Source organism: Pedobacter sp. ISL-64 (genome assembly GCF_018613605.1).
Lineage (GTDB): Bacteria > Bacteroidota > Bacteroidia > Sphingobacteriales > Sphingobacteriaceae > Pedobacter.
Window position 1 is genome coordinate 356,977 of the sequence record NZ_JAGGPU010000006.1, and the last position, 22,499, is coordinate 379,475.

Consider the following 22,499-nt stretch of genomic DNA (forward strand, 5'->3'; position numbering starts at 1 on the left):
TTAGTTGATGACAATTTTGTTGATCGTTAACCAAATAATTTTGAAATCGGTAAGGATATCATTGTGTTTGATATACCTCATATTCTGTTTTATTTTTGCGGGAATAATGCGTTCGATATAATAAGTTTCAGGATCTTCGGCATGTTTTAGCAGCTCATTTTCATTGCAGAACTCAACTGAAGCCCAATCGGTAATGCCGGGTTTAACCGATAAAACATAACGTTGTTCTTCACTATAGAGATTTACGTATTTTCTAACTTCTGGTCTTGGTCCAACAAAACTCATCTGCCCTTTTAAAACATTCAATAACTGGGGCAATTCATCTAACTTGTATTTCCGTAACCAATACCCTATCCTTGTAATGCGGTTATCTCTGTTTCCGATGGTGAGTAAGCTATTGTTACTTTGAACAACATACATGGTTCTAAACTTTGCCAAATGAAAATCTTTCATGTTCCGCCCAACCCTGATCTGTTTAAAAATAACAGGACCTTTCGAATCGATTTTGATCAGGATGGCGATCAAGACTAAAAGCGGACTGAACAACACTAAACAGATGATTGCAAAAATCACATCGAATATTCTTTTTTTCTTTATTTTCATGATGCTACAGCCATTTGTTTTCGTCCAGGAAAGCCACCTTCTTCAATTTCTAAATGGCTATTTAATTGTATATGCACACAGCTGATTACCGAAGTGATAATAAATTCGACCTCTGTTTCTGTTAATTGCGGATAAATTGGAAGAGAAATCTCGCAGGCATAATTCTGATAGGCCATTGGATAATCTTCTATTTTATAACCCAGGTTTTTAAAGAGTGTAAGCATTGGCATGGGTATGAAATGTACATTGCTTGCAATGCCTAAAGATGCCAGATCGTCTATTACCTGATCTCTTTGTTCTTCCGTTAGTCCCTTAACCCGCATCGGAAAAAGATGATAACAAGATTCTCTTTGTGTACTCACCAAAGGCGGGGCAACAAACCAATCATTGTGCTGAAAGCCCTCGCAATATTGAAGGGCAATTTTTTTTCGTTGAGGCAACAATTCAGAATTGTACTTTCTAATTTGCGCCAAACCTATTGCAGCGCAGATATCGGGCATGTTGATCTTTAATCCTTGAAATAAAATATCATATCGCCAACCACCACCCCTTGATTTGGAAAGTGCATCTTTATTTTGTCCGTTAAGTGTATACATTTTTAAGTAACTGTATTCTTCCTGCGGATCGAATGAAGAAGGAAGGTTTAAGCAAATGGCACCACCTTCTGCCGTTGTTATATTTTTAACCGCATGAAAAGAAAATATAGTTACATCGCACATTTGGGCAGAGGGTTTATCGTAATATAAACTACCTATCGAATGTGCCGCATCAGAAATCAGGAGTATTCTTTTAAGCAGAGATTGTTTGTCTGATTGGCATTTAAACTTTTTCTTAATGTCATGATTATTAACTACCTCTTTTAAAGAAGAATAATCGCAAGGCCATCCAGCAATATCTACTGCAACTATGGCTTTGGTCTTTGAAGTAATTGCTGCCTGAACCTTTTCAGGATCGATATTAAAATCATCAAGCACATCAACCATAATTGGGGTGGCACCGCAATGCAAAACCGCTAATGCTGTGGCACTATAGGTATATGCCGGTACAATTACTTCGTCGCCAGCTTTAACACCAAACCACTTTAACATTAAAATGGCACCCGATGTCCAGGAATTTACACAGATTACCTCATCAGTTCCAGTCATCGCTTTAATTTCACATTCAAGGGCTTTTACTTTTGGCCCTGTGGTAATCCATTTATCGTTAAGTGTTTCCAATACCTGATCAACAACAGATTGATCGATAAAGGGCGGAGAGAATGGGATATTCATATTCGTCAATTTAATTGTGTTAATTGTATTCAACCAAAATGGGATCTTCTATTTTGATTTTGGAAAGTTGTAAAATGGCAAAGTAAAGGAACAAGGTCGGACCGCTTGTAGCCAGGAGCCACTCGTTATGAAAGAATGAATTGATAGATATAGCCATAAAAGAGCAACTTAAACAGATTAACAGCGCATTTTTCTTATCCTTGATGTGCAGGAAAGCATAAAAAATGATCTTTCCGACTTTTCGATACAATAAAATGAGCAGAATAAATCCTAGTAAAGGCCCCAAATAGGTGATAAACATTAAATAGGCATTATGCGAAGTGATAACAATCGGCCCTTTTTTATAAACAAAATTATGCTGAACCACATCATTCCAGGTTTTTCCATAAAATAATAAGCCAAAAGGATAATCGGTTATGATTTCGATATTCTCTCCCATCAAATCGCCACGCTCTTCTTTTCCTTTTGCGTTTTCGGCGCTTTTATTTAAAATATTCTGTTGTTTTTTACCTTCAGAAAATTCCTCTATCGAGCTTTGAGCAATAAAAAACATCGCACATAAAACGCCAAATATTAATATCGATTTAGCTTTGTAGTAGCTTAAGAAAAACAAGCCAGTTACAACAGCAAACGCAACTAAAACCGACCTTTGCATACCGAAGAATATAAGAGAGAGCGATAATCCAAATAGGAGAAGGTTAATTAGCCAGCTTCTTTTAAATAAAATAGCATTAATGACTAAAAATGGTGTTAAAGCAGCCATTTGATAGCCAAATGTAAAAATGGTTGTCGATATGCCGGCCGGTGCCTGTAATACATCTTCCTGTACCAAAAGCGACCGGATTGGCGCCATGTTGTATTGGTGATCGATAAACATGATGATGCCTGAGAGTAGCAGTATGCCAAAGAAAAACCCTACAGCGATATTCATCCGTTTTAAATTTGTACCGATAACATAATTGAAAAGTAAAGCAAAACAGCCTGCAACAATTAACAGCGCAAAAAATCCGGTTACATCTGCCTGACCTATGAGATAAAAAAACAGGGCAGCAATAAAGAAAATAAATAATTCTTTGCCATATAGAAACCCTGTTTCTTCTGTCCGGTAAAAATAGATTAACGGCGCCAGGAAAACTATTGGTGCCGGAATTCTGAAAACCCCAGTCATGAAGATATTGAATGTTGTTGCATAAACATAGGCAAACAACAAAAAGAGAAACATTATTTTTTTAATCATGACATGATGAGTTGCTCCCAGTTGGCAGAGATCAGTTCAATAGAATTTGTTTTGTTGATCGATTTTGCTTTTGCTGAAAATTTATTTTTTAAATTACTGTTATTAAGTATCTTATCAATTGACAATGAAAGCCCTACTATATCTTCTTTAGCAACCAAAAGTCCGTTAATTCCATGTTCGATAATCTCTGAAGGACCAAACTCACAGTCCATTGCTACACAGGCGCAGCCCATTCCCATCGCTTCTACCAATACATTTGGATAGCCCTCATTTCTGGAAGAAAGCACAAAAACCTCTGCTTGCGCATAATAATCCTGCAGGTTCGATTTAAAGCCGATCAATTTGACTTTATCTGTTAAATTTAAATCCGTAATCTGCTTTTCGAGGTTTTCTCTTTCAGGGCCTTCACCCGAGATTAAAAGATCAACATCGGATAGCTCCAAGCGGCTATAAGCATCAATAAGCAGATCGAAACCTTTTTCGCGACTTAATCTTCCAACAGAAAGTATAAATGCTTTATCATTTACGGTATCTTTATTTGGCTTTATAAACTGATTGATTGGATTATGGATGGTTTCGAAATTATTCAGTTTTTCGAATTGCTTAATCCTTTTAAATCCTTTAAACATTCCAAAAGCTGGTAGCACAATGGCTTTTGATTTTCTATAAATATGAAATATAAACCACTGTAGTAATTTGTTGTATTGTTGTATGGTGCTATCTAGGGTATTTCTTTCAGAAACCAGATAAGGCAAACCTAAAATCATGCAGCATAAACCTGCCCAAATGTTCGCCGATGTCATAAAACAAATGGTACAATCTGGTTTTTCTTTCTTTAATAGAGAAAGCAATCTGTAAAAAGTTAAGTAAGCATATCTAACCCTGTTTAAGAGATTTTGACTGTTTTTTCTTTCTACCAGATTTACAATTTTAACCTGTTTATTAATCTGATATTTAACTTGAGCTGTATTAAGGCAAATCATTGTAACACTGCAGTTTTTATCACTAAAGTGATTAGCCAGATTACTAATTACCCTTTCAGCTCCGCCACCTTCCAAACTATTGATTACGAAGCATAATTTAGTAGTCATTTCGAATTAGTTTACAATGGTTTTAATGGTCTGGAAAGCGTTTCCAAAGGTTTTATATTTCACTTCGAAGAGGAAGTATTTTCTGAGGTAAAAGTTCAAAAGTTTAACTTTCTGTAAGCCAGTATAGGTGAAGATTTTAATGATGATATAGAAATCACTCAGTTGCATCTTCTTTAATGGAATATAAGCCACCGGACTCCAAATACCGCCAGGGTGACGCCTGTAACAACTCATTACTTCTGGTAAAACGTATATTTTTTTACCTGTTACCCAGGTACAATAGAGTTTCAACAGTTTATCGCATGCATTGCACTTTAAAAACCAATCGTTTTTATAAAGATTTCTAATGGCTTCAATGTTGCGGTAAACAATAGTTGCGGTACAGGTTTCTACCTGCTTGTTCACAATCAGGTCGCTAAAGCTATACTGCAAGGGAACAGGATTAAAATCCATGTAAAACAGCTCAGTATCATCGAAATTTATTTCGCGTGTATAATGGCAGCACATTACATATTCTGGATTTTTTTCTAAAAAATCTACCTGTTTCTGCAGTTTATATGGGTCTAACCAATAGTCATCACCATCGCATGTGGCTACATATTTACCTTTGGTTTCTAGCGCAACCCGAATTACGTTTTGGGTAGCACCAATATTCTTTGGTGCTTTTAAACGTTTAATTTTGTCAGGATGTTTGGCAACATATTCATCAATAATCTCTGTGGTTCCATCGATAGAACAATCGTCGCCAATAATAATTTCTGTATTAAAATTGCATTTCTGCATCAAAAATCCATCCAGCGCTTTCGCAATAAATTTACTGTGGTTATAAGTGATGCAAAAAATGCTAACCATTATACCTGTATCGTCTTGTTTCATAATAGAAGCTGCTATTAATTGCCGTTAACCGCCATGCCTATGCTGCCATTAACCATGGTACTGTAATCAGTGAGTTTAAGCACTTGTTTTTTGCGGTAATTCTGGGTTCTCAAAATAATCCTGACTACTAAATCCTGATCGGCACTGGTTAACGTATGGTAAAGAGGCAAACACATAATGCGTTTAGAAATAGAATCACAGATTGGCATATTTACCTTAGCGATGTATGGCAAGGCCGATAAGGATGGGTAAAAGTATCGCCTACAATACACCTGAACCAGTTCTAACTGTTTCATGCAATCGAGCATAATTTCTTCCGATCGGAATATTACGGGATAGTATGCGTAATTAAATTCCGTATCGGCCTGAATAACCTGAAACTGGGCTTCAATTTTGTTCAGACGCATTTCGTAATGCTGTGATAGCTCTTTGCGTTTACTTAAAATCTGATCGATATGTTTTAGGTTACAAAGACCCATTGCAGCGTGAAACTCTGAGTTTTTAGCATTAGTTCCGATCTCTGAAAAGGTATCTACCCCACTATAACCAAAATTACGCATCAGCGCCATTCTCTTTAAAGTATCAGGATTTTGAGTAAAAACAGCCCCACCTTCAATCGTATGAAACAGTTTAGTTGCATGGAAGCTGGTTGTGCTTACATCGCCATAAGCGAAGATCGATTTACCTTTATATTTTGTGCCAAAACAATGGGCGGCATCATAAATTACCTTTAGTCCATGTTTTTTTGCAATGCGATCTATCGCTTCAATATCACAAGGATTTCCAAAAACGTGTGTAGCCAAAATTGCCGAGGTATTAGGTGTAAGGGCCGCTTCAATTTTATTGGGATCTAAATTAAGGGTCTCTTCATCTATATCAACAAAAACAGGTTTGCAACCTTGCCAAACAATACTGCTGGTGGTAGCCACGAAAGAAAACGGTGTGGTAATAATTTCGCCTTTTACTTCTAATGCCTGTATGGCCAGTTGTAATGCTATAGTACCATTGGTTACATATAATAAATGAGGTAGTTCTAAGTATTGTTGCAACTTCAACTCCAGTTCATTTACCAAAGGACCATTATTGGTGAGCCACTGTCTGGCCCAAATGCTACTTACATAGCTTTTAAAATCTGCCTGTTTAGGCAAAAAGGGTTTGGTTACAGGTATCATTGTTTGAGGATTAATTGTTTAAAATCAAGGAGTGCAGCGAGTTTGATGCTGCTACTTATACCGAGGTAAAAACTGCCATAGATGATGCTTATACCAGCAATTCGCAAAATATTGTTGATGTGATAATGTATTAAACACCAGGTATCGAGGTAGTAACAAGCTACACCTAACAGACTGGATAACATTAAAATAGGTACAATATCATGAAGCTGTTCTTTAATTGGGTAATTGATTAATTTGCCACTATATGTTGAATTGATATAATAGGCGAAAACAGTAAAGAAGAGCTGAAAATATAGAAGTCCCATGATGCCAAATGGAATTACACAGATAATTCCGATTACACTTAGCACCTTTTTTATAATTTCTAATTTCAAGAACTGCCCGCTTTGACCTTTAACTTTTAAAATATTCAGGTTATATGCGTGTACCGGATATAGAATACCCGCAATACATAAAATCTGAAAATAAGGTACAGATGGCAGCCATTTATCGGTTAAAAGCAAAGAGATTAAAGGTTGAGCAATAAGTGCTAAAAAAATCAGGATGGGTGCATTCCAGAATAACACCTGCTGCATTAACCTGCGGTAAACCATTTTAAGCTTTACATCGTCATTGCTGATGTTCGAAAACATAGGATAGGTTACTTTACCAATTGCCGTAGAAATGATCCCAATGGGCAACTGACTTAAACTATCTGCCCTGGCATAAAAGCCCAATTGGGCTGCCGCATAAAAGCGACCTATAATAACGGTGTATAAATTTTGATAAATGGTATCCAACAGGCCGGAAAGTGTCATTTTGTAACCAAAATGAAAGTGCTTTCTGAAGCTTTTTTTATTAAAAATCAGTCGTGGTCGCCAATCTGAATAAAACCAATGTAAAACGGTAGAAACACTCGCACTCAATAAACTCATCCAAACTAAACTCCAGGTTCCATAACCATTTTTTGCCAGGTAAATACCTAAACAACCGCCTAGTACTACTGCAGGTATCTGAATGACCGTTTGCAGTTTAAATTTCATTTCCTTAGTTAATAAAGTACTCTGAATACTAAAAAAGGCATTGATTAAAAAGGTTAATCCATAAACCCTAACAATATCGGTAAGTGTTGGCTGCCTGTAAAAACCAGCTATTAGCGGTGCTGCAAAGAACAAAACACCATATACAATGATGCTTCCAAACAGGTTAAAAAAAAATATGGTAGAAAAATCCTTTTGTCCCGCCATCCTTGTGCGGATCAGTGAGGATGTTAAGCCGCTATCCATTAAGGAATTACCAACAGCAATAAAAATAGAGAGCATTGCAATTAAGCCAAATTCCGCAGGGCTTAATAAGCGGGCCAATATGATGGTAACGAACAGGTTTATGAATTTAACACTAAACTGCTGTCCGATCGACCATATAATGCCCGATCGCGCTTTATATGTTAAACTCATGACCTTACAATCGAACCGTTTCTAATGATTGTGGCAATACTGCTTTTATATCGTACACCACACATTCCGGTTTACGCAATGCTGTGATATTTAAATTATTAAAAGCTTCGTGCGCTACTGCCAGTATAATTCCATCGTACTTTCTGGTTTTTGATGAACCATTTTCGCAAATAATACCATAGTTATGCTTGGCCTGATCGGCATTTGCCCAGGGATCGTGAATGGTTACTTTAACTTTGTATTCTTCCAACCGCCTTACAATATCAATTACTTTAGTATTGCGTACATCAGGACAATTTTCTTTAAAGGTAAAGCCCAGCACCAGCACTTCTGCTCCCACAATATGGATGTTTTTAGCGATCATTTTTTTGATGATCTGATCAGCCACGTATTTACCCATTCCATCGTTTACACGTCGTCCGGCTAAAATAATTTCAGGGTGATAGCCAGCTTCCTGTGCTTTTTGAGCCAAATAATATGGATCTACACCAATACAATGTCCACCAACCAAACCTGGTTTAAAATTGAGGAAATTCCATTTGGTTCCGGCTGCCGCTAAAACCTCAGAAGTATCGATACCGATCTGGTTAAAAATCATGGCTAGTTCATTTACAAAAGCAATATTGATATCGCGCTGGGCGTTTTCAATAACTTTTGCTGCTTCCGCTACTTTAATAGACGAAGCTTTATAAGTTCCGGCAGTAATTACCGAACGATACAGCGCATCTATTTTTTCTGCAGCTTCGGGAGTAGAGCCTGATGTGATTTTTAAGATATTGGCAACAGTATGTTGTTTATCTCCAGGATTAATACGCTCTGGAGAATAACCAGCAAAAAAATCTTTATTGAAAACCAAACCAGATCCTTTTTCTAAAATGGGTACACATTCGTCTTCAGTTACACCAGGATATACAGTTGATTCGTAAACCACTATATCTCCCTTCTTTAAAACCTTAGCCACAACTGAACTCGCTTTAATTAAAGGTGTTAAATCTGGCCTGTTATTTTTATCAACAGGCGTTGGCACTGTAACAATGTAAACCGACGAGCTGCGTAATTTTTCGATTTCATTGGTACAGTACAGGCCTTTTAAAGTTGTGCATTCGAAGGTTAAAACCTCATTCAATTCTGATTCATTAACTTCCAATGTATTGTCGTATCCAGCTTTTAATTCTGCTATCCTGCTCTGGTTAATATCAAAGCCAAATACCTTGTATTTTTTTGCAAACTCTACTGCCAACGGTAAGCCAACGTAGCCAAGACCAATTACCGTCATTTTCAGATTATCTTCAGCGTTATACATAATGTTGTTGCGTATTTACGGTTAATGTTAAGTTGCTTATTGGCACTCTGGTAACTAAAGCACAGTCTAAATGATCGAATGACATTAAAACATGCTTACCTTGAATCTGGATCACCTCTCCTTCCTGATTATGGAAGAGACCATTACTGATCCGAACACGGTCTCCTTTGGAAACACCGGTTAAACTCACTACATCTACATCATTGTAGGTATCCATAATGTGTTTCAACTTTTCAATCTCACTATCCCGAACTACTGCAGGTTTACCCATGTAATTAATAAAGTTTAAAACACCTAGTGTATACCTGATTTTGTAACCTTCACGCTCATCAATTTTCACAAAAACATATCCGGTAAAAAGCGGAAGGCTAACTATTTTCTTTCTATCGGCCCATTGATTTTCTACGTTACGCACAGGGCAAAAAGATTCGAAACCTTGCTCTTGCAGCAAACGGTCAACTTTTTTCTCCCAACGTGGGCGGGTATAGATCACAAACCATTTTTTTGCGAACGAGGGCTTGATGTTAATTGTAGATTCCATTTTTTTGATGAGGTTATAGTTTTATTTTTTAGATAATTTGATACAGCTTCGCTATATCACTTACATGACAATTTTATTTTCAAATCTTATTTTGCTTTTTGGGCAAAAGGGCAATCTAATTAAGAGTTGTTTGCAAACAGCTAATGCCTTTAATCGATGCGCAGTTTAAGCATCACGGCCTTATTGTTTGTAAACAGAATTAAATCGTTTGGGGACGTTTATTTGGTAAAGGGCAAGGTATTCTCTTTTAAAACAAGGTAGATTTAGTTTGCCATGGCATAACCGTAACCACCGTAGCTGTATTTTTGGCTTTTCTCCCTTTTGGCATCGTTAAAAACAACCATCGGATTTTTAAGCTTATTGTTTTCGCAAATATCTTTCAATATGGCCAGCTGGTATTTATTGGTATAATTATACCGCACCAGGTAAATGCTTACATCGGCATATTCGGCCAAACTAAAGGCATCAGCCACCTGGCCAACCGGCGAAGTATCGATAATGATGTAATCGAACCTATCTTTCAGTTCATCAAACAATAAATCCATCTTTGGGCTCATCATTACTTCAGCAGGGTTTTCAGGCAACTGGCCACATCCAATAACCGAAATGTTGCCTGAAATACTTGTAGGTTTAATAATATCATCTAAAAACACAGATTCACCAATTAAATAGTCGGTTAACCCAGTAGTTTGTTTTAAATCAACCTTATTCAAGAGATCAGGTTTTCTTAAATCGAATTCAAGCACAACAACTTTTTTATCAAGCATACCTAAGGTGGTAGCCAGGTTTACGCTAAAGAATGTTTTACCCTCTCCTTTCATACTCGAGGTAACCAACATTACTTTATTTTCGATATTGTTAGACATCATTCCTAAATTCATTCTAATGTACCTAAACAACTCTGATATGGTAGAACGGTTATCTTTTTGAAACACGATGGTACTTTTATCCAGGTTATGAGAAAGTTCGCCAAGCATTTTTACGCCTGTTAGCTCAATAGTACTGGCATCTTGTACCTTGTTGTTGAAAAATCCTTTTGCGTAAATTACCCCAGCCGGAACAAAAAACCCTAAAATAAATGCACACAGATACAAAAGAGGTGGCTTAGGGCTATTTGGTTTAGTGTCATAAGCGGGCTTATCTACTATCTGAGAGGTTGGTACGGTGGCCGAAAGCGATAAAGCAGTTTCCTCTCTTTTTTGCAGCAAATATTTATATAAACCTGATTTTACACTTTGTTCACGACTTCTTTCTAGCAACCCACGCTCTATTGTAGGTACTGATCTAATTTTATTGTCGAATTGAGAGTAGTTGGCACTCAAGTTATTTCTTTCAATAACAAAACCTTGTTTAATGCTAGATAGGTTTTCTAAAATACTAGTTTTTAAGGTTGCTATTTGCTCATTAAGGTTTAGTACCAAAGGGTTTTCTGCATTGGCGGTACGCAGCATCCTATTTCTTTCCAATTGTAGATCGTTAAATTTTGAAATCAATGAATTCAAAATCGGATCTTTTAAGCCCATTGCACTTGGGGCCAGGTTAAACTGACTTTGTCTACCTCTGAAATAATTTTCGATAGATCGTAATAACCTCAGTTGAACTGAAGATGTTTCCAATAACTGGTTATACTCTCCTGAGCGTGCAGCATTCATCTGTGCATCCATATTAACATCGGTAACACGGTTTTGCTGTTTATAGTTTTCTACATCCTCTTCGGTACCAGTAAGATCTGCAACCAGGTATTTTAGGCGATTATCGATAAATTTAATGGTATTTCGGGCAATGATATTTTTGTTATTAACATTGTTAATATTATAAGTTTCAATCAGATCGTTAAGAATATCAATTCCCCGCTGTGGAACAGCATCGTTCAAACTAATGGTAATGGTATTCGCATCTTTAACAACCGGAACTATCTTTAATGAAACCAGGTTATAAGCCTCTGTCATTTTGTACAGGTTTTTAAACTGCAATTTAATTTTACCAAATTCAGCCTTAAAAGCCGGGCCTTTATCTATTTTAATCGCGTAGTTTTTAGTATTAATGGTATCGCCATACTTTACAATATTGGTCATTAGGCTGTCCTTAATGATATAAGAGATTTCATCCAGATAGGAAACATTAATTTTTCTGGCATAAGCGCCATTTTTTAAACTAATAGCGGTAACTACAAGTGGAGAGGTTTTTCCATAAAGCTCCTTTTCTCTAATCCCCTCTTTCTTAAAGTAAGCGGTTTCTAAGTTTAGTTTTTTCAATACTTTAAAAATCAAATCCCTCGACCGTAAAATCTCAATTTCATTATCAACCGTTTTAACCGTTTGAAACATATTAAGATCACTGAAAGCGGTACTGTTAGACATTGCTGCACCATTTTTATCATCAGAGATTAATAGTGTACTGCTCACTTTATATTTTGGTGGGGTAATGTAAAGAAAAACATATACAGCAGTCATAGAAATAATGATACTGATTAAGAAATAGCGCCAGTTTCTGGCAAATCTTGTCATAGTTTCTGCAAAATCTTTTGCGCCACCATTTGTACTTTGTTTAATCATGATATAATGTTTTAAGAGACGTTTAACGACGAAGAACAGCTGTGATTAATACTGCCACTGCAGATATTGAAGCAATAACTACTGGCATAATGCGTGTATTAGGACTATATTCAATCGCTTTCGATTTGTCTGGTTCTACATACACCACATCGTTTTGTTTCAGATAAAAGAATGGAGAATCCATCACATCCTGATTGTTCAGGTTAAGTCTTTTCATCACTCTTTGACCATCCTGTTGTCTGATTACCAAAACATTTTCCCTTTTGCCATAAACGGTCATATCGCCCGCCATTCCCAGGGCTTCCAAGAGGTTAATATTATCTCCCTGTACGGTAAAAGTTGATGGTCGGTTTACCTCACCAATTACCGTTACTTTAAAATTGACCAACTGAACATCAACTACCGGTTTTTTAACGTACTTATCTAATTCTTTCGAGATGGTAGCCTGTGCCTGCTCAATAGTTAAACCTTCTAAACGAACGTTGCCTACAACGGGTAGGTTAATCATTCCGCCTTTACTTACCCGGTAACCTTCTGTTTTATAATTATTTTCAGCGTTTGCATTTCGGGTATTAACAGCAAATAAAACATTCGACTCTTGATTTAAGCTGTTTATACTTATGCTTAAAAGGTCATTTTGCTGAATTTTAACTTCCTGACCTTGAAGCTTTACTTCGCTAGTTTGTTTAGCCAGGTTACTGAAATATACAAGATCTCTTCTGGTAGCGCATCCGGTGATAATGCTTGTATATATTGCGATAAATAATATTACTTTCTTCATAGCTTAAGTAATGTTTAGTTTTTTGTTTCGTTTTATTGAGAACTAAGCTATGCAATTAAGCATCAATGTTTTATAGGCAGATGGGGGGTTGTAATTAAATTGTATAAAATATAACCAGCATGCACAGCATTTTAAATACTATGCCCATAAATTGCACATCATTTGTAAATTTTACAACGCATAATATGTGTAATATTCTGGCCGTTTTTTTACCCTAAAAAGTATGTTTTCCGATAAAATCTTAATCTGTAAAACTCAAAAAACATCAGAAAATGTTTTAACATTTAAAAAAGCTATTTAATACTACAATTTACAGGGGAAATAAAATGATTTTATAAAATTTCAAAGAAAAACTGGCGATTACCAAGCCTAGATTTAGTGGTTAATTGACTATTTTTCCCTAATCAGGGATTGAACAAGCTGCGCTTCGCATATTTCTGTGCAAGCTGTTTTACAATACATTTTTAATTGTCTAAAAATTACATTCCGCTTAACACGATTGAGTTTCCTTAACAGCGGTATGTTCATGGCGATCGATCCAGATAAAACGATTAACATAAAAGTAATATCCCTTTAAAGCAGCGCAAAAAGTAAAAAAATGCGCAACTGTGAAAGCTGTAAACCCGAATTAGCAAAATATGTACAGTATGCTTTAAAAAGGTTTAAAAGCCTGTTTTATGCATAAATTCGTTAGAAACCTAAAAACAAGAATTAAATATGAAAGTTATTATTTATGGAACTGGAAAAATGGCTGAATTTATCTGTTACTCCTTTATGAATGACAGCGATTACAATGTTGTTGCCTTTTGTGTTGATGATGCGTATGTACCTCCTGCAGGAAGTATGCTATTAGGATTACCCATTTTAAGTCTCACCCAGGTGATTAAAGATTTTCCCCCAGAAACCCATAAAATGCATATAGCCATTGGTAGAAACAGTGCCAGGGAAAGCGTGTACCACAGGGTGAGCGAATCTGGCTATAGTTTTGCAAATTATATTTCATCGAAAGCCAACGTGTGGCCCGATTTGGTATTTGGACACAATACTTTTATCGATCAGTGCTGCGATATACAGCCTTTTGTAAGCATTGGTAATAATTGTATGCTTATCGGCGCGCGGATTGGTCATCACTCTACGATAGAAAACAATGTTCTGTTATCGGGCAATATCTTGGCGGGAAATGTAACCATTGGTAATAATTCTTTTTTAGGAATCAATTCTGCTGTAAAAGAAGATATTGTTATTGGCAGCCACAACATTATTGGCGCAGGCGTTTTTATAAACAAGAATACTGAAGATTACGCCATTGTTTCAAATGCAACAGTACCTCAACGCGTTGGCGATTCTAAACGTTTTGTGATGTTTAACAAAGCGCAAGATGTAAAACAGACCTAATAAACGCTATCCATAAAAAAAGGGAAACGTTAATGTTTCCCTTTTTTTATCAGGCTTAATTTTTAATTAAACTTTTGTTTTATTTTCAGCGCTTCGTTTCAGCTGTGCATTAATACGCTCCAAAACATCATAAATATCAAAAGGTTTACTGATATAATCATCAGCAAATGCATCAATAGCTTTCTGTTCGCTATTATTCTGTGCAGACATTACGATAATTGGGATGTGTTTGGTAAAAATATCAGTTTTTAAATCTTCACAAATTTCTGCTCCGTTTCCATCTGGTAACATTACATCAAGTAAAAAAAGATCAGGCATTGCATCCTGGATATTTTTCTTTAACTCAGCAAATGATGATGAAAGCTGCAATTCGAAACCCTCATCTTTTAATAGAATTTCAATAACGTTTCTGATCTCCTGATCATCCTCTAAAATGTGTATTCGTTTTCTTTCCATGTTCAAATTATAATGTTTGGATTATACCGTTCGCGTGGAATGCGCTATACGATAGTAACAGTAACACCTAAACTCTCTAAATGTTTAACAATTTGTTCAGAAATTCCTTTATCGGTAATAATATGATCAATTTCTTCTAATCCACATATCTTTCCAAAGCCTCTTTTCCCAAATTTAGTAGAATCGGCAAGTACAATCGTTTTTTGTGATGCACCAATCATTTTGCGGTTTAAATGTGCTTCCATGGCGTTAGTAGTGGTTATTCCAAAATCAAGATCAATCCCATCAACACCTAGAAATAGTTTATTAAAATAAAAATCCTGCAAAACCTGTTCTGCATAAGCACCCATTACCGATGAAGAACTTTTCCTAAGCAATCCGCCTAATTGTATCACTTCAATACTAGGTTCGCGCATTAATTCGAGCGCTACATTTAATGCAGAAGTTACAACGGTTAAATTTGTTGCTGGCGCAATATTCTTGGCAAAATAAAGCACTGTAGTACCTGATGCAATAACGATAGAATCATTGTCATTTAACAATGCAGCAGCGGCAATACCTATTTTGTTCTTTTCTGTAGATTGTATTTTCTCTTTCTCATTAACCGGACGGTCTACCGTATATGGATTGTTTACAGTAGCCCCACCGTGGGTCCTAAACAATAGGCTCTTATCTTCAAGTAGTTTTAAGTCCTTTCTTATTGTTACAGACGAGACTTTCAACTCCTTACATAAATCGACTACATTTATGTATTGATCACGTTGCAGGCGACTTAATATAAACTGGTGCCTCTCAGCCAAATTCATCATAGTATATTTAATTAGCGTGCTGCAAATTAGCAATAAAAACATTCTTTAAAATATTTTGCACAAATATTTAATAAATTTTTAACACACATATTATATTATTTCGATTATGATTTCTTATAATTGCGTATTGTTTCGTTTTATTATTTTTATAAATCTAAATGGAAAGATTACACCCGCATCATCTAACAGAAAACATAAATTGGGACTTCATTATTATTGGCGGAGGTGCCACAGGTTTGGGTACTGCATTGGATGCTGCGAGCCGGGGCTTTAAAACTTTATTGGTAGAACAATCTGATTTTGCCAAAGGAACATCCAGCCGGAGTACTAAACTGGTACATGGTGGTGTTCGTTATCTCGCGCAAGGAGATATCGGTTTAGTTAAACATGCCTTAAAAGAACGTGGTTTATTACAACAAAACGCAAAGCACCTGGTAAATAAAGAAGAATTTTTGATTCCCTGTTACGATTGGTTCTCTGTTATAAAATATTTAACCGGACTTACGCTTTACGATTGGCTAGCAGGCAAATATAGCTTCGGCAAATCTAAATTTTTCTCTAAAAAAGAAACCTTAACCATGATGCCTGGCATAAAAGAAAAGGGATTAAAAGGAAGCATCAGGTATTACGATGGAAAGTTTGATGACGCCCGTTTAGCGATAAACATTGCACAAACCGCGGTTGAAAACGGCGCTTCATTATTGAACTATACAAAGGTAACCGGCCTGTTAAAAGGTGGCGACGTAGTTACGGGCATCGAAACAGAAGACACCATAACAGGCATAACAGCTAAATATACTGGCAAAATAGTAATTAATGCAACAGGCGTGTTTGTGGATGACATCCTGCAAATGAATAACCCGAATTCAAAAAAAATGGTACGCCCTAGCCAAGGTGTACATGTGGTGCTAGACAAAAGCTTTTTAAACAGTGAATCGGCTTTAATGATACCAAAAACCTCTGATGGACGTGTTCTATTTGCCGTTCCATGGCACGAACATTTACTGGTGGGTACAACAGACACCCCTTTAAACGAACATAGTTTAGAACCTAGGGCATTAAAAGAAGAGGTAGATTTTATTATGAGTACAGCGGCGAGTTATTTTAACCGCAAGCCCATGGAAAAAGATATCTTAAGTGTATTCTCAGGTTTGCGCCCATTGGCGGCTCCAACCAACGGAGATAGAAATAGTACAAAAGAAATTAGCAGAGACCATAAACTTATTGTTTCTGCAAAGGGATTAATTACCATTACTGGTGGTAAATGGACCACCTACCGCCGAATGGCAGAAGAAACGGTTGATTTAGCCATTACTCATGCTGGTTTAGAATCGAAAGCATGCGTAACCCAAAATTTAAGCATACATGGTAGTTTAACCACTACAACAGATGGTCATTTGGCTATCTATGGATCGGATCGCAGTAAAATTGAAGCTTTAACTGAACAAGATCCAAGCCTTGGCAATAAATTACATTCTGCATTCCCTTATACAGAAGCTGAGGTAATTTGGTCTGCACGAAACGAAATGGCCGAAACAGTAGAAGATATTTTAAGCAGGAGATTAAGGATCTTGTTTATTAATGCACAAGCAGCCAAAGATATGGCACCCAGAGTAGCTGCGCTCCTGGCCAAAGAATTATCTGCTGATAAAAACTGGGAAACTAACCAAATCGAAACTTTTAATAAATTAGCCGATGGTTATATTTATCATTCAACACCTAAAATAACCGAATCGGCTTTAGCCAATTAACCAAATTCCTAATTATGAGTAAATACATCTTGTCTATCGATCAGGGAACCACAAGTTCGAGAGCAATTATTTTTAATCACAATGGCGAAATTGTTGCCATTGCACAACGAGAATTCACACAGATCTATCCCAAAGCCGGCTGGGTAGAGCACGATCCAATGGAAATCTGGTCGACACAGTTGGCGGTTGTAACAGAAGTGATCGTTAAAGCAGGCTTAACCGTAGGCGATATCGATTCTATTGGCATTACCAATCAGCGAGAAACCACTGTGGTTTGGGATAAAGAAACTGGACAACCAATTTACAATGCCATTGTTTGGCAAGACAGGCGTACTTCTGCCTATTGTGATGAAATTAAAGCACAAGGGCTGGCCAATAAAATACAAGAAAAAACGGGTCTGATTATAGACTCTTATTTCTCGGCTACTAAGGCCAGATGGATCTTAGGAAATGTTGCCGGGGCAAGGGAAAAAGCGGAAGCCGGAAAACTTGCTTTCGGAACCATCGATACCTGGTTAATCTGGAAATTAACAGCAGGCGAAAAACATGTAACCGATGTCAGTAATGCATCCCGAACGATGCTCTATAACATCCACACTTTAAGCTGGGACGATGAATTGCTTGAGCTTTTTTCGATACCGAAAGCCATGCTTCCTGAAGTAAAATCATCAAGTGAAGTTTATGGTGAAACCGCAGGACGCATACTGGCAGCAAAAATTCCTATTGCAGGTATAGCCGGCGATCAGCAATCTGCTTTATTCGGGCAAATGTGCACCGAAATAGGGATGGTAAAAAACACTTATGGTACTGGCTGTTTTATGCTGATGAATATCGGGTCGAAGCCAAAAATATCAGCCAATAATCTATTAACCACTATTGCCTGGCAGATTAATGGTGAGGTAAGTTACGCTTTAGAAGGAAGTATTTTTATTGGTGGTGCGGTGGTACAGTGGCTTCGCGATGAAATGGGGCTCATTTCTAAATCAGCAGATGTAGAAACATTAGCTAAAAAAGTAAAAGATACCGATGGGGTTTATGTTGTTCCTGCTTTTGCAGGCTTAGGTGCTCCACACTGGGACCAACATGCCCGTGGTACCATAACAGGATTAACCCGAGGTACAAACAAATCGCATATTGCAAGGGCAGCCTTAGAAAGTATTGCCTACCAAACCATGGATGTTTTGAAAGCTATGGAAGCAGATGCAGGCGTAAATATTGCCGAATTAAGGGTAGATGGTGGTGCTACAGCTAACGATTTATTGATGCAGTTTCAGGCCGATCTGTTAAACTGTAAAGTAATCAGACCCGATGTAACCGAAGTTACCGCTATTGGTGCTGCATACCTGGCCGGATTAGCCACTGGTTTCTGGAAAAGTATAGATCAGATCCGCTCACAATGGAAAATCAACAGAACTTTTGTTGCTGAGGAAGGAATTGATAATACGGAAAGAATAAAGGGCTGGAATAGGGCTATAAAAGCAGCCAGGGTAAATGCAGAAGACTAATTGAACAATTTTAATTGGATAAGAATTTAATTATATGAATGTATATCTCGCAGAATTTATTGGTACTGCACTAATGATTCTTTTAGGAAATGGTGTAGTGGCTAACGTAGTACTTAAAGGTACTAAAGGCAACGATAGTGGTTGGATTGTAATTACAACTGCCTGGGCACTTGCCGTATTTGTAGGGGTTGTTGTTGCCGGCCCGTACAGTGGGGCGCACTTAAATCCAATTGTAACCCTCGGACTTGCAATCGGAAAGGGATTCAGCTGGGCATTGGTGCCATTTTATATTCTTGCACAACTGGCTGGTGCCATGACAGGATCTTTCCTAGTTTGGCTTATTTACAAAGATCATTTCGATGCTACAGATGACCAAGGTTTAAAGGCTGCTCCTTTTGCAACCGCTCCAGCCATCAGAAATATGTCGTCAAATTTGGTGTCAGAAATTATAGGCACTTTCGTTTTAATATTTGTGATCTTTTATTTTACTGATGCGAGTATGGGCACTAAAGAAACGGTTACCCCTATTGGATTAGGCTCAATGGGTGCAATCCCGGTAGCGTTTTTGGTGTGGGTAATTGGTTTGGCTTTAGGTGGAACAACCGGATATGCTATTAATCCGGCAAGAGATTTGGGCCCCCGGATTATTCACTTTTTAATCCCAATGAAAGGAAAGGGAAGTAGCGACTGGAGTTATGCCTGGGTACCTATTGTTGGACCGATAATCGGCGCTGTATTAGCTGCTGTGGCCTTTTTGTTGATTAGTAAATAGAATAACATTTAGTTGTGTAGTCAGATGTTACCATCTGACTACAAGTAAATTTAAATTCATTGAGCAAAACAAGAATTGAAGGACCTTATTTAGTGTCAGATGGTAACATCTGACATCACGAACACAATAAAAATAGAAAAAGTCGTCATCTCGACTGAAGCGTAGCGAAATGAAGAGATCTATTTATACAGATTTCTCGACTCCGTTACACTCCGCTCGAAATGACGACTCAAAGAATTACTGAAAAGCTGCTCTGCCTACCTGTTCATCACCTAGGTATATCCAAATGGCACCTTTTAAATATTTGCCGAAAGAATCTTTCATGTCCTGCAGGCTTACCTTGTTAAAATTGGCTACCATATTCTCGGTAATACTATAATCGCCAAGTACTTCAGCTTCACCCAAATCTTTCACAATCGAACTTGCGCTTTCCTGGTGCCTGTAGTATCTATCCCGATGTTCTTTTTTTAATGCCTCAAGATAACGTTCACCATACTTTCCTTCTTTAATATTGTTGTATACCGTAATCATTGCTTTAAAAGCTTTTTTGGGTTGAGTGGTACTTACAAACATAGAGGTATACGGAATCTGTTGTAACTTAACGGTTGCTCCTGGTGCATATGATAAACCAAGTTTAGTTCTCAGTTCATAATTCATGGTACCACTTAATGCATTAATGGTTAGTATAAAAGCATAATAATCGGCATTCGTCATGGTTGGAGCATTCATAATACAACTCATGTAATTCGTGGCAATATCTCTTTGTTCGATTACCAGATGCTCCCCTGTTAAAGTTTTACGATCGTAAACTGGTGGAGTGTAAGCTTTTCCTTTAAGCGCACTGAAAGAAGCTTGAATTTTCTTTTCAAGTTCTTCTTTTGTGATGTTCCCAGCTACGACCAAAAACATTTTATTCTTATTCAACAATTCGTTATGGTAATAATTACTAACCACTTCGGCAGTAAAACCTCCAACAGTTTTGCTTGTGCCCAAAGGATTAGTGCTATAAGGCGAATCTTTAAACATACTTTCCATGCTCAATTGCTCAATCCTTGTTTCAGGATCAGATTGACTATGATAAATACCCGTAATCATACGTTCTTTAGTTGTTTGAAACTCTGTTTTATCAAAAGCTGGATTAATTACAGCATCCGAAAAAAGCCTCCAGCCTTGGTCAAGATACTTAGAGATGCAATCCATGTTAATGGTACCATAATCAGTTGTAGATGAACCAGAAATATCAATACCATATTCATCAGCCAACTCCTGATAATCGACAACGCTATAATTTTTAGTACCACAGGTAGCGGCAGACGCTAAAGCCAGATTTTCAATTCCTGCCCTTTCCGCATTATAATTCATTACGCCACCTTTAAAAAACATGCTCATACTAACTGTTTCCTTCTGGGTAGGTTTTAAAATCACCTTTAAACCGTTTACATCAAATGAAATGGCTTTGGTTTGCGCGTTGGCAATATGAAAAACTAAGATAAAGTTTATAAAAAATATGAATCTTTTCATCGAGCGTTAGGTTATTTGGGTGATTTAAAAAATGTTTCTGGCTTCACTTCATTCATACCTGCTTTACCCATCATCAGGCCAGCGCAATAAGGTTTATCTTTAATATACTTGCGTACATAATCAAGTAAATCTTTTCTTGTTACTTTATTTACATTTTCTTCATAATGGGTATAATAATCAATCGATGCCGAAGCCCACCAGAAGGAAAGTAAATGTGCATAATCAGAAGTAACCTCTCTCCTTTCTACCTGTTCTATAGATAATAGTCTTTTGGCTCTTTCAATCTGCAGATCAGATAAATAATCTTCATTGGCCCAAAGCGAAATTTGCTTCAGCACCTCCTGGTAACATTCATTTATTTTTGCCGGATTAGGACTCACCATTAAACTAATAGGGCCTGTATATTTTTGCGTATAATAATTCACATCAGCCTGTTGGGCTAATCCTGAATTAATAAGTGCCTGTTTCATTTTAGAACCGTTTTGATTCACAATAAAAGAAAAAACATCAGCAGCATAAGTGGCCGGAATATCGTTTCTAGTATCTGGGCCATGCCAGCTAAAAAGCATAAACGGCACGGGGCTTTTATTCGATTCTACAAAATAATAATCGTTTTTTTGAAGCGGTTTAAACTCAGGGATTGGCCATTTCACAAAAGGATCAACCGGCGATCGTTTCCAGCTTCCAAAAACAGAATTTACATAACTAAAAGCTTCATCAACTTTAACATCGCCAGCAATTACCAGAACTGAATTATTTGGCCAATAATATTTATTTTTAATGGAATCCATTTTTGATGGAGTAGCCGATAAAATCACCTCGTGGCTACCAATTACATTTTTACGGGAATAATTTACACCCCACATATGTCGCGAATTGGCCTCTATCAAAGCAAATACCGGACTCGATTCGTGTCTTGTAAATTCGGCATTTACCACTTCATTTTCCAAAGCCATATCTTCTTTTATGAATTTTGGATAACGGATTGAGGAATTCATTAAGCTTAATCCGGGTTTTAAATTCGCTGCAGGAAGCGTAAAAAAATAATTTACCACTTCTTCTCGCGTAGTGGCATTAGAATTGATATCCAGATCGTTCATTCTCGAATTTAAGCGTTCGAAATCGGGATAATCTTTGTTAGCCTTAAAGAATAAATGCTCGTAAAGATGACTTAAGCCGTTAAATTCGTCGGTTTCAGTAAAAGAACCATTTCTGCAGGCCATTTCGATGGTAACCAGTGGCACGGTCCGGTCTACAACAACCAGCACTTCTAAACCGTTATCAAGTTTTTTGAAATGCATGTTTTCTCCGAGCTTTTCCTGGGCAAAAGCAGAACTAAAGCACAATAAACAGGCTAAGGAGCTAAATAATAGAGAGCGCATATTTTAATTGAATTTTAACACCAAATAAGTGTTAATCTT

The 22,499-nt window shown here is 37.1% G+C and carries 19 protein-coding genes; 4 read left to right on the top strand and 15 right to left on the bottom strand.

Going from position 1 to position 22,499, the window contains the following annotated elements; genetic code table 11:
• The 11 genes from J7E57_RS09570 to J7E57_RS09620 all read right to left on the bottom strand — a co-directional run bounded on the left by J7E57_RS09570 (nt 1) and on the right by J7E57_RS09620 (nt 12,869).
• The gene (locus J7E57_RS09570) at nt 1-603 is read right to left on the bottom strand and encodes a sugar transferase (protein WP_215127426.1); all 603 of its coding nucleotides are present in this window, start codon (nt 601-603) and stop codon (nt 1-3) included.
• A complete protein-coding gene (locus tag J7E57_RS09575) occupies nt 600-1,874 on the bottom strand; it encodes a DegT/DnrJ/EryC1/StrS family aminotransferase (protein ID WP_215127428.1) in 1,275 nt (424 codons plus the stop codon). The genes J7E57_RS09570 and J7E57_RS09575 overlap by 4 nt, the downstream gene beginning before the upstream one ends.
• 19 nt (nt 1,875-1,893) lie before the next feature.
• The gene (locus tag J7E57_RS09580) at nt 1,894-3,111 is read right to left on the bottom strand and encodes an O-antigen ligase family protein (protein ID WP_215127430.1); all 1,218 of its coding nucleotides are present in this window, start codon (nt 3,109-3,111) and stop codon (nt 1,894-1,896) included.
• On the bottom strand, nt 3,108-4,202 hold the full coding sequence (locus J7E57_RS09585) for a glycosyltransferase family 4 protein (RefSeq protein WP_215127432.1): 1,095 nt from the start codon (nt 4,200-4,202) through the stop codon (nt 3,108-3,110). The genes J7E57_RS09580 and J7E57_RS09585 overlap by 4 nt, the downstream gene beginning before the upstream one ends.
• Before the next feature lie 6 nt (nt 4,203-4,208).
• Nucleotides 4,209-5,078, bottom strand: coding sequence for a glycosyltransferase (locus tag J7E57_RS09590; protein WP_215127435.1), 870 nt, complete (start codon nt 5,076-5,078; stop codon nt 4,209-4,211).
• 14 nt (nt 5,079-5,092) lie between these two features.
• Nucleotides 5,093-6,250 (bottom strand): DegT/DnrJ/EryC1/StrS family aminotransferase, encoded by a 1,158-nt coding sequence (locus tag J7E57_RS09595; RefSeq protein ID WP_215127437.1) that lies wholly within the window; start codon nt 6,248-6,250, stop codon nt 5,093-5,095.
• Complete coding sequence (locus J7E57_RS09600; RefSeq protein WP_215127439.1) at nt 6,247-7,689, bottom strand: lipopolysaccharide biosynthesis protein; 1,443 nt, start codon at nt 7,687-7,689, stop codon at nt 6,247-6,249. The genes J7E57_RS09595 and J7E57_RS09600 overlap by 4 nt, the downstream gene beginning before the upstream one ends.
• 4 nt (nt 7,690-7,693) lie before the next feature.
• Nucleotides 7,694-8,992, bottom strand: a complete 1,299-nt coding sequence (locus J7E57_RS09605; protein ID WP_215127441.1) for a nucleotide sugar dehydrogenase — start codon at nt 8,990-8,992, stop codon at nt 7,694-7,696.
• Nucleotides 8,985-9,533 carry a UpxY family transcription antiterminator gene (locus J7E57_RS09610; protein ID WP_029276571.1) on the bottom strand — a complete coding sequence of 183 codons (549 nt, stop codon included), beginning with the start codon at nt 9,531-9,533 and terminating at the stop codon, nt 8,985-8,987. The genes J7E57_RS09605 and J7E57_RS09610 overlap by 8 nt, the downstream gene beginning before the upstream one ends.
• Nucleotides 9,534-9,796: 263 nt before the next feature.
• On the bottom strand, nt 9,797-12,088 hold the full coding sequence (locus J7E57_RS09615; RefSeq protein ID WP_215127443.1) for a GumC family protein: 2,292 nt from the start codon (nt 12,086-12,088) through the stop codon (nt 9,797-9,799).
• 22 nt (nt 12,089-12,110) lie between these two features.
• On the bottom strand, nt 12,111-12,869 hold the full coding sequence (locus J7E57_RS09620) for a polysaccharide biosynthesis/export family protein (RefSeq protein WP_215127445.1): 759 nt from the start codon (nt 12,867-12,869) through the stop codon (nt 12,111-12,113).
• 717 nt (nt 12,870-13,586) lie between these two features.
• Here J7E57_RS09620 and J7E57_RS09625 point away from each other — a divergent pair.
• Nucleotides 13,587-14,264, top strand: coding sequence for an acetyltransferase (locus J7E57_RS09625; protein WP_215127447.1), 678 nt, complete (start codon nt 13,587-13,589; stop codon nt 14,262-14,264).
• A 66-nt stretch (nt 14,265-14,330) separates the two neighbouring features.
• On the opposite strand, the gene J7E57_RS09630 is transcribed toward J7E57_RS09625, so the two are convergent.
• Together J7E57_RS09630 and J7E57_RS09635 are read right to left on the bottom strand one after the other, a co-directional pair.
• Nucleotides 14,331-14,720, bottom strand: a complete 390-nt coding sequence (locus tag J7E57_RS09630) for a response regulator transcription factor (protein WP_215127449.1) — start codon at nt 14,718-14,720, stop codon at nt 14,331-14,333.
• A 44-nt stretch (nt 14,721-14,764) separates the two neighbouring features.
• The gene (locus tag J7E57_RS09635) at nt 14,765-15,529 is read right to left on the bottom strand and encodes a DeoR/GlpR family DNA-binding transcription regulator (protein ID WP_131029794.1); all 765 of its coding nucleotides are present in this window, start codon (nt 15,527-15,529) and stop codon (nt 14,765-14,767) included.
• Between the two features lie 158 nt (nt 15,530-15,687).
• Here J7E57_RS09635 and J7E57_RS09640 point away from each other — a divergent pair, with 158 nt between their 5' ends.
• Genes J7E57_RS09640 through J7E57_RS09650 form a run of 3 tightly spaced genes read left to right on the top strand, consistent with a single transcriptional unit; the run spans nt 15,688 to nt 19,557 of the window.
• On the top strand, nt 15,688-17,280 hold the full coding sequence (locus J7E57_RS09640) for a glycerol-3-phosphate dehydrogenase/oxidase (RefSeq protein ID WP_215127451.1): 1,593 nt from the start codon (nt 15,688-15,690) through the stop codon (nt 17,278-17,280).
• Between the two features lie 14 nt (nt 17,281-17,294).
• Nucleotides 17,295-18,785, top strand: coding sequence for a glycerol kinase GlpK (gene glpK, locus J7E57_RS09645; RefSeq protein WP_215127453.1), 1,491 nt, complete (start codon nt 17,295-17,297; stop codon nt 18,783-18,785).
• A gap of 34 nt (nt 18,786-18,819) precedes the next feature.
• Entirely contained in the window at nt 18,820-19,557 is a 738-nt protein-coding gene (locus J7E57_RS09650; RefSeq protein ID WP_215127456.1) for an MIP/aquaporin family protein, read from the top strand.
• 237 nt (nt 19,558-19,794) lie between these two features.
• On the opposite strand, the gene J7E57_RS09655 is transcribed toward J7E57_RS09650, so the two are convergent.
• Both J7E57_RS09655 and J7E57_RS09660 read right to left on the bottom strand, forming a co-directional pair.
• Nucleotides 19,795-21,078, bottom strand: coding sequence for a M16 family metallopeptidase (locus J7E57_RS09655; protein ID WP_215127459.1), 1,284 nt, complete (start codon nt 21,076-21,078; stop codon nt 19,795-19,797).
• 11 nt (nt 21,079-21,089) lie between these two features.
• On the bottom strand, nt 21,090-22,460 hold the full coding sequence (locus tag J7E57_RS09660) for a M16 family metallopeptidase (protein WP_215127461.1): 1,371 nt from the start codon (nt 22,458-22,460) through the stop codon (nt 21,090-21,092).
• Nucleotides 22,461-22,499 lie beyond the last annotated feature (39 nt).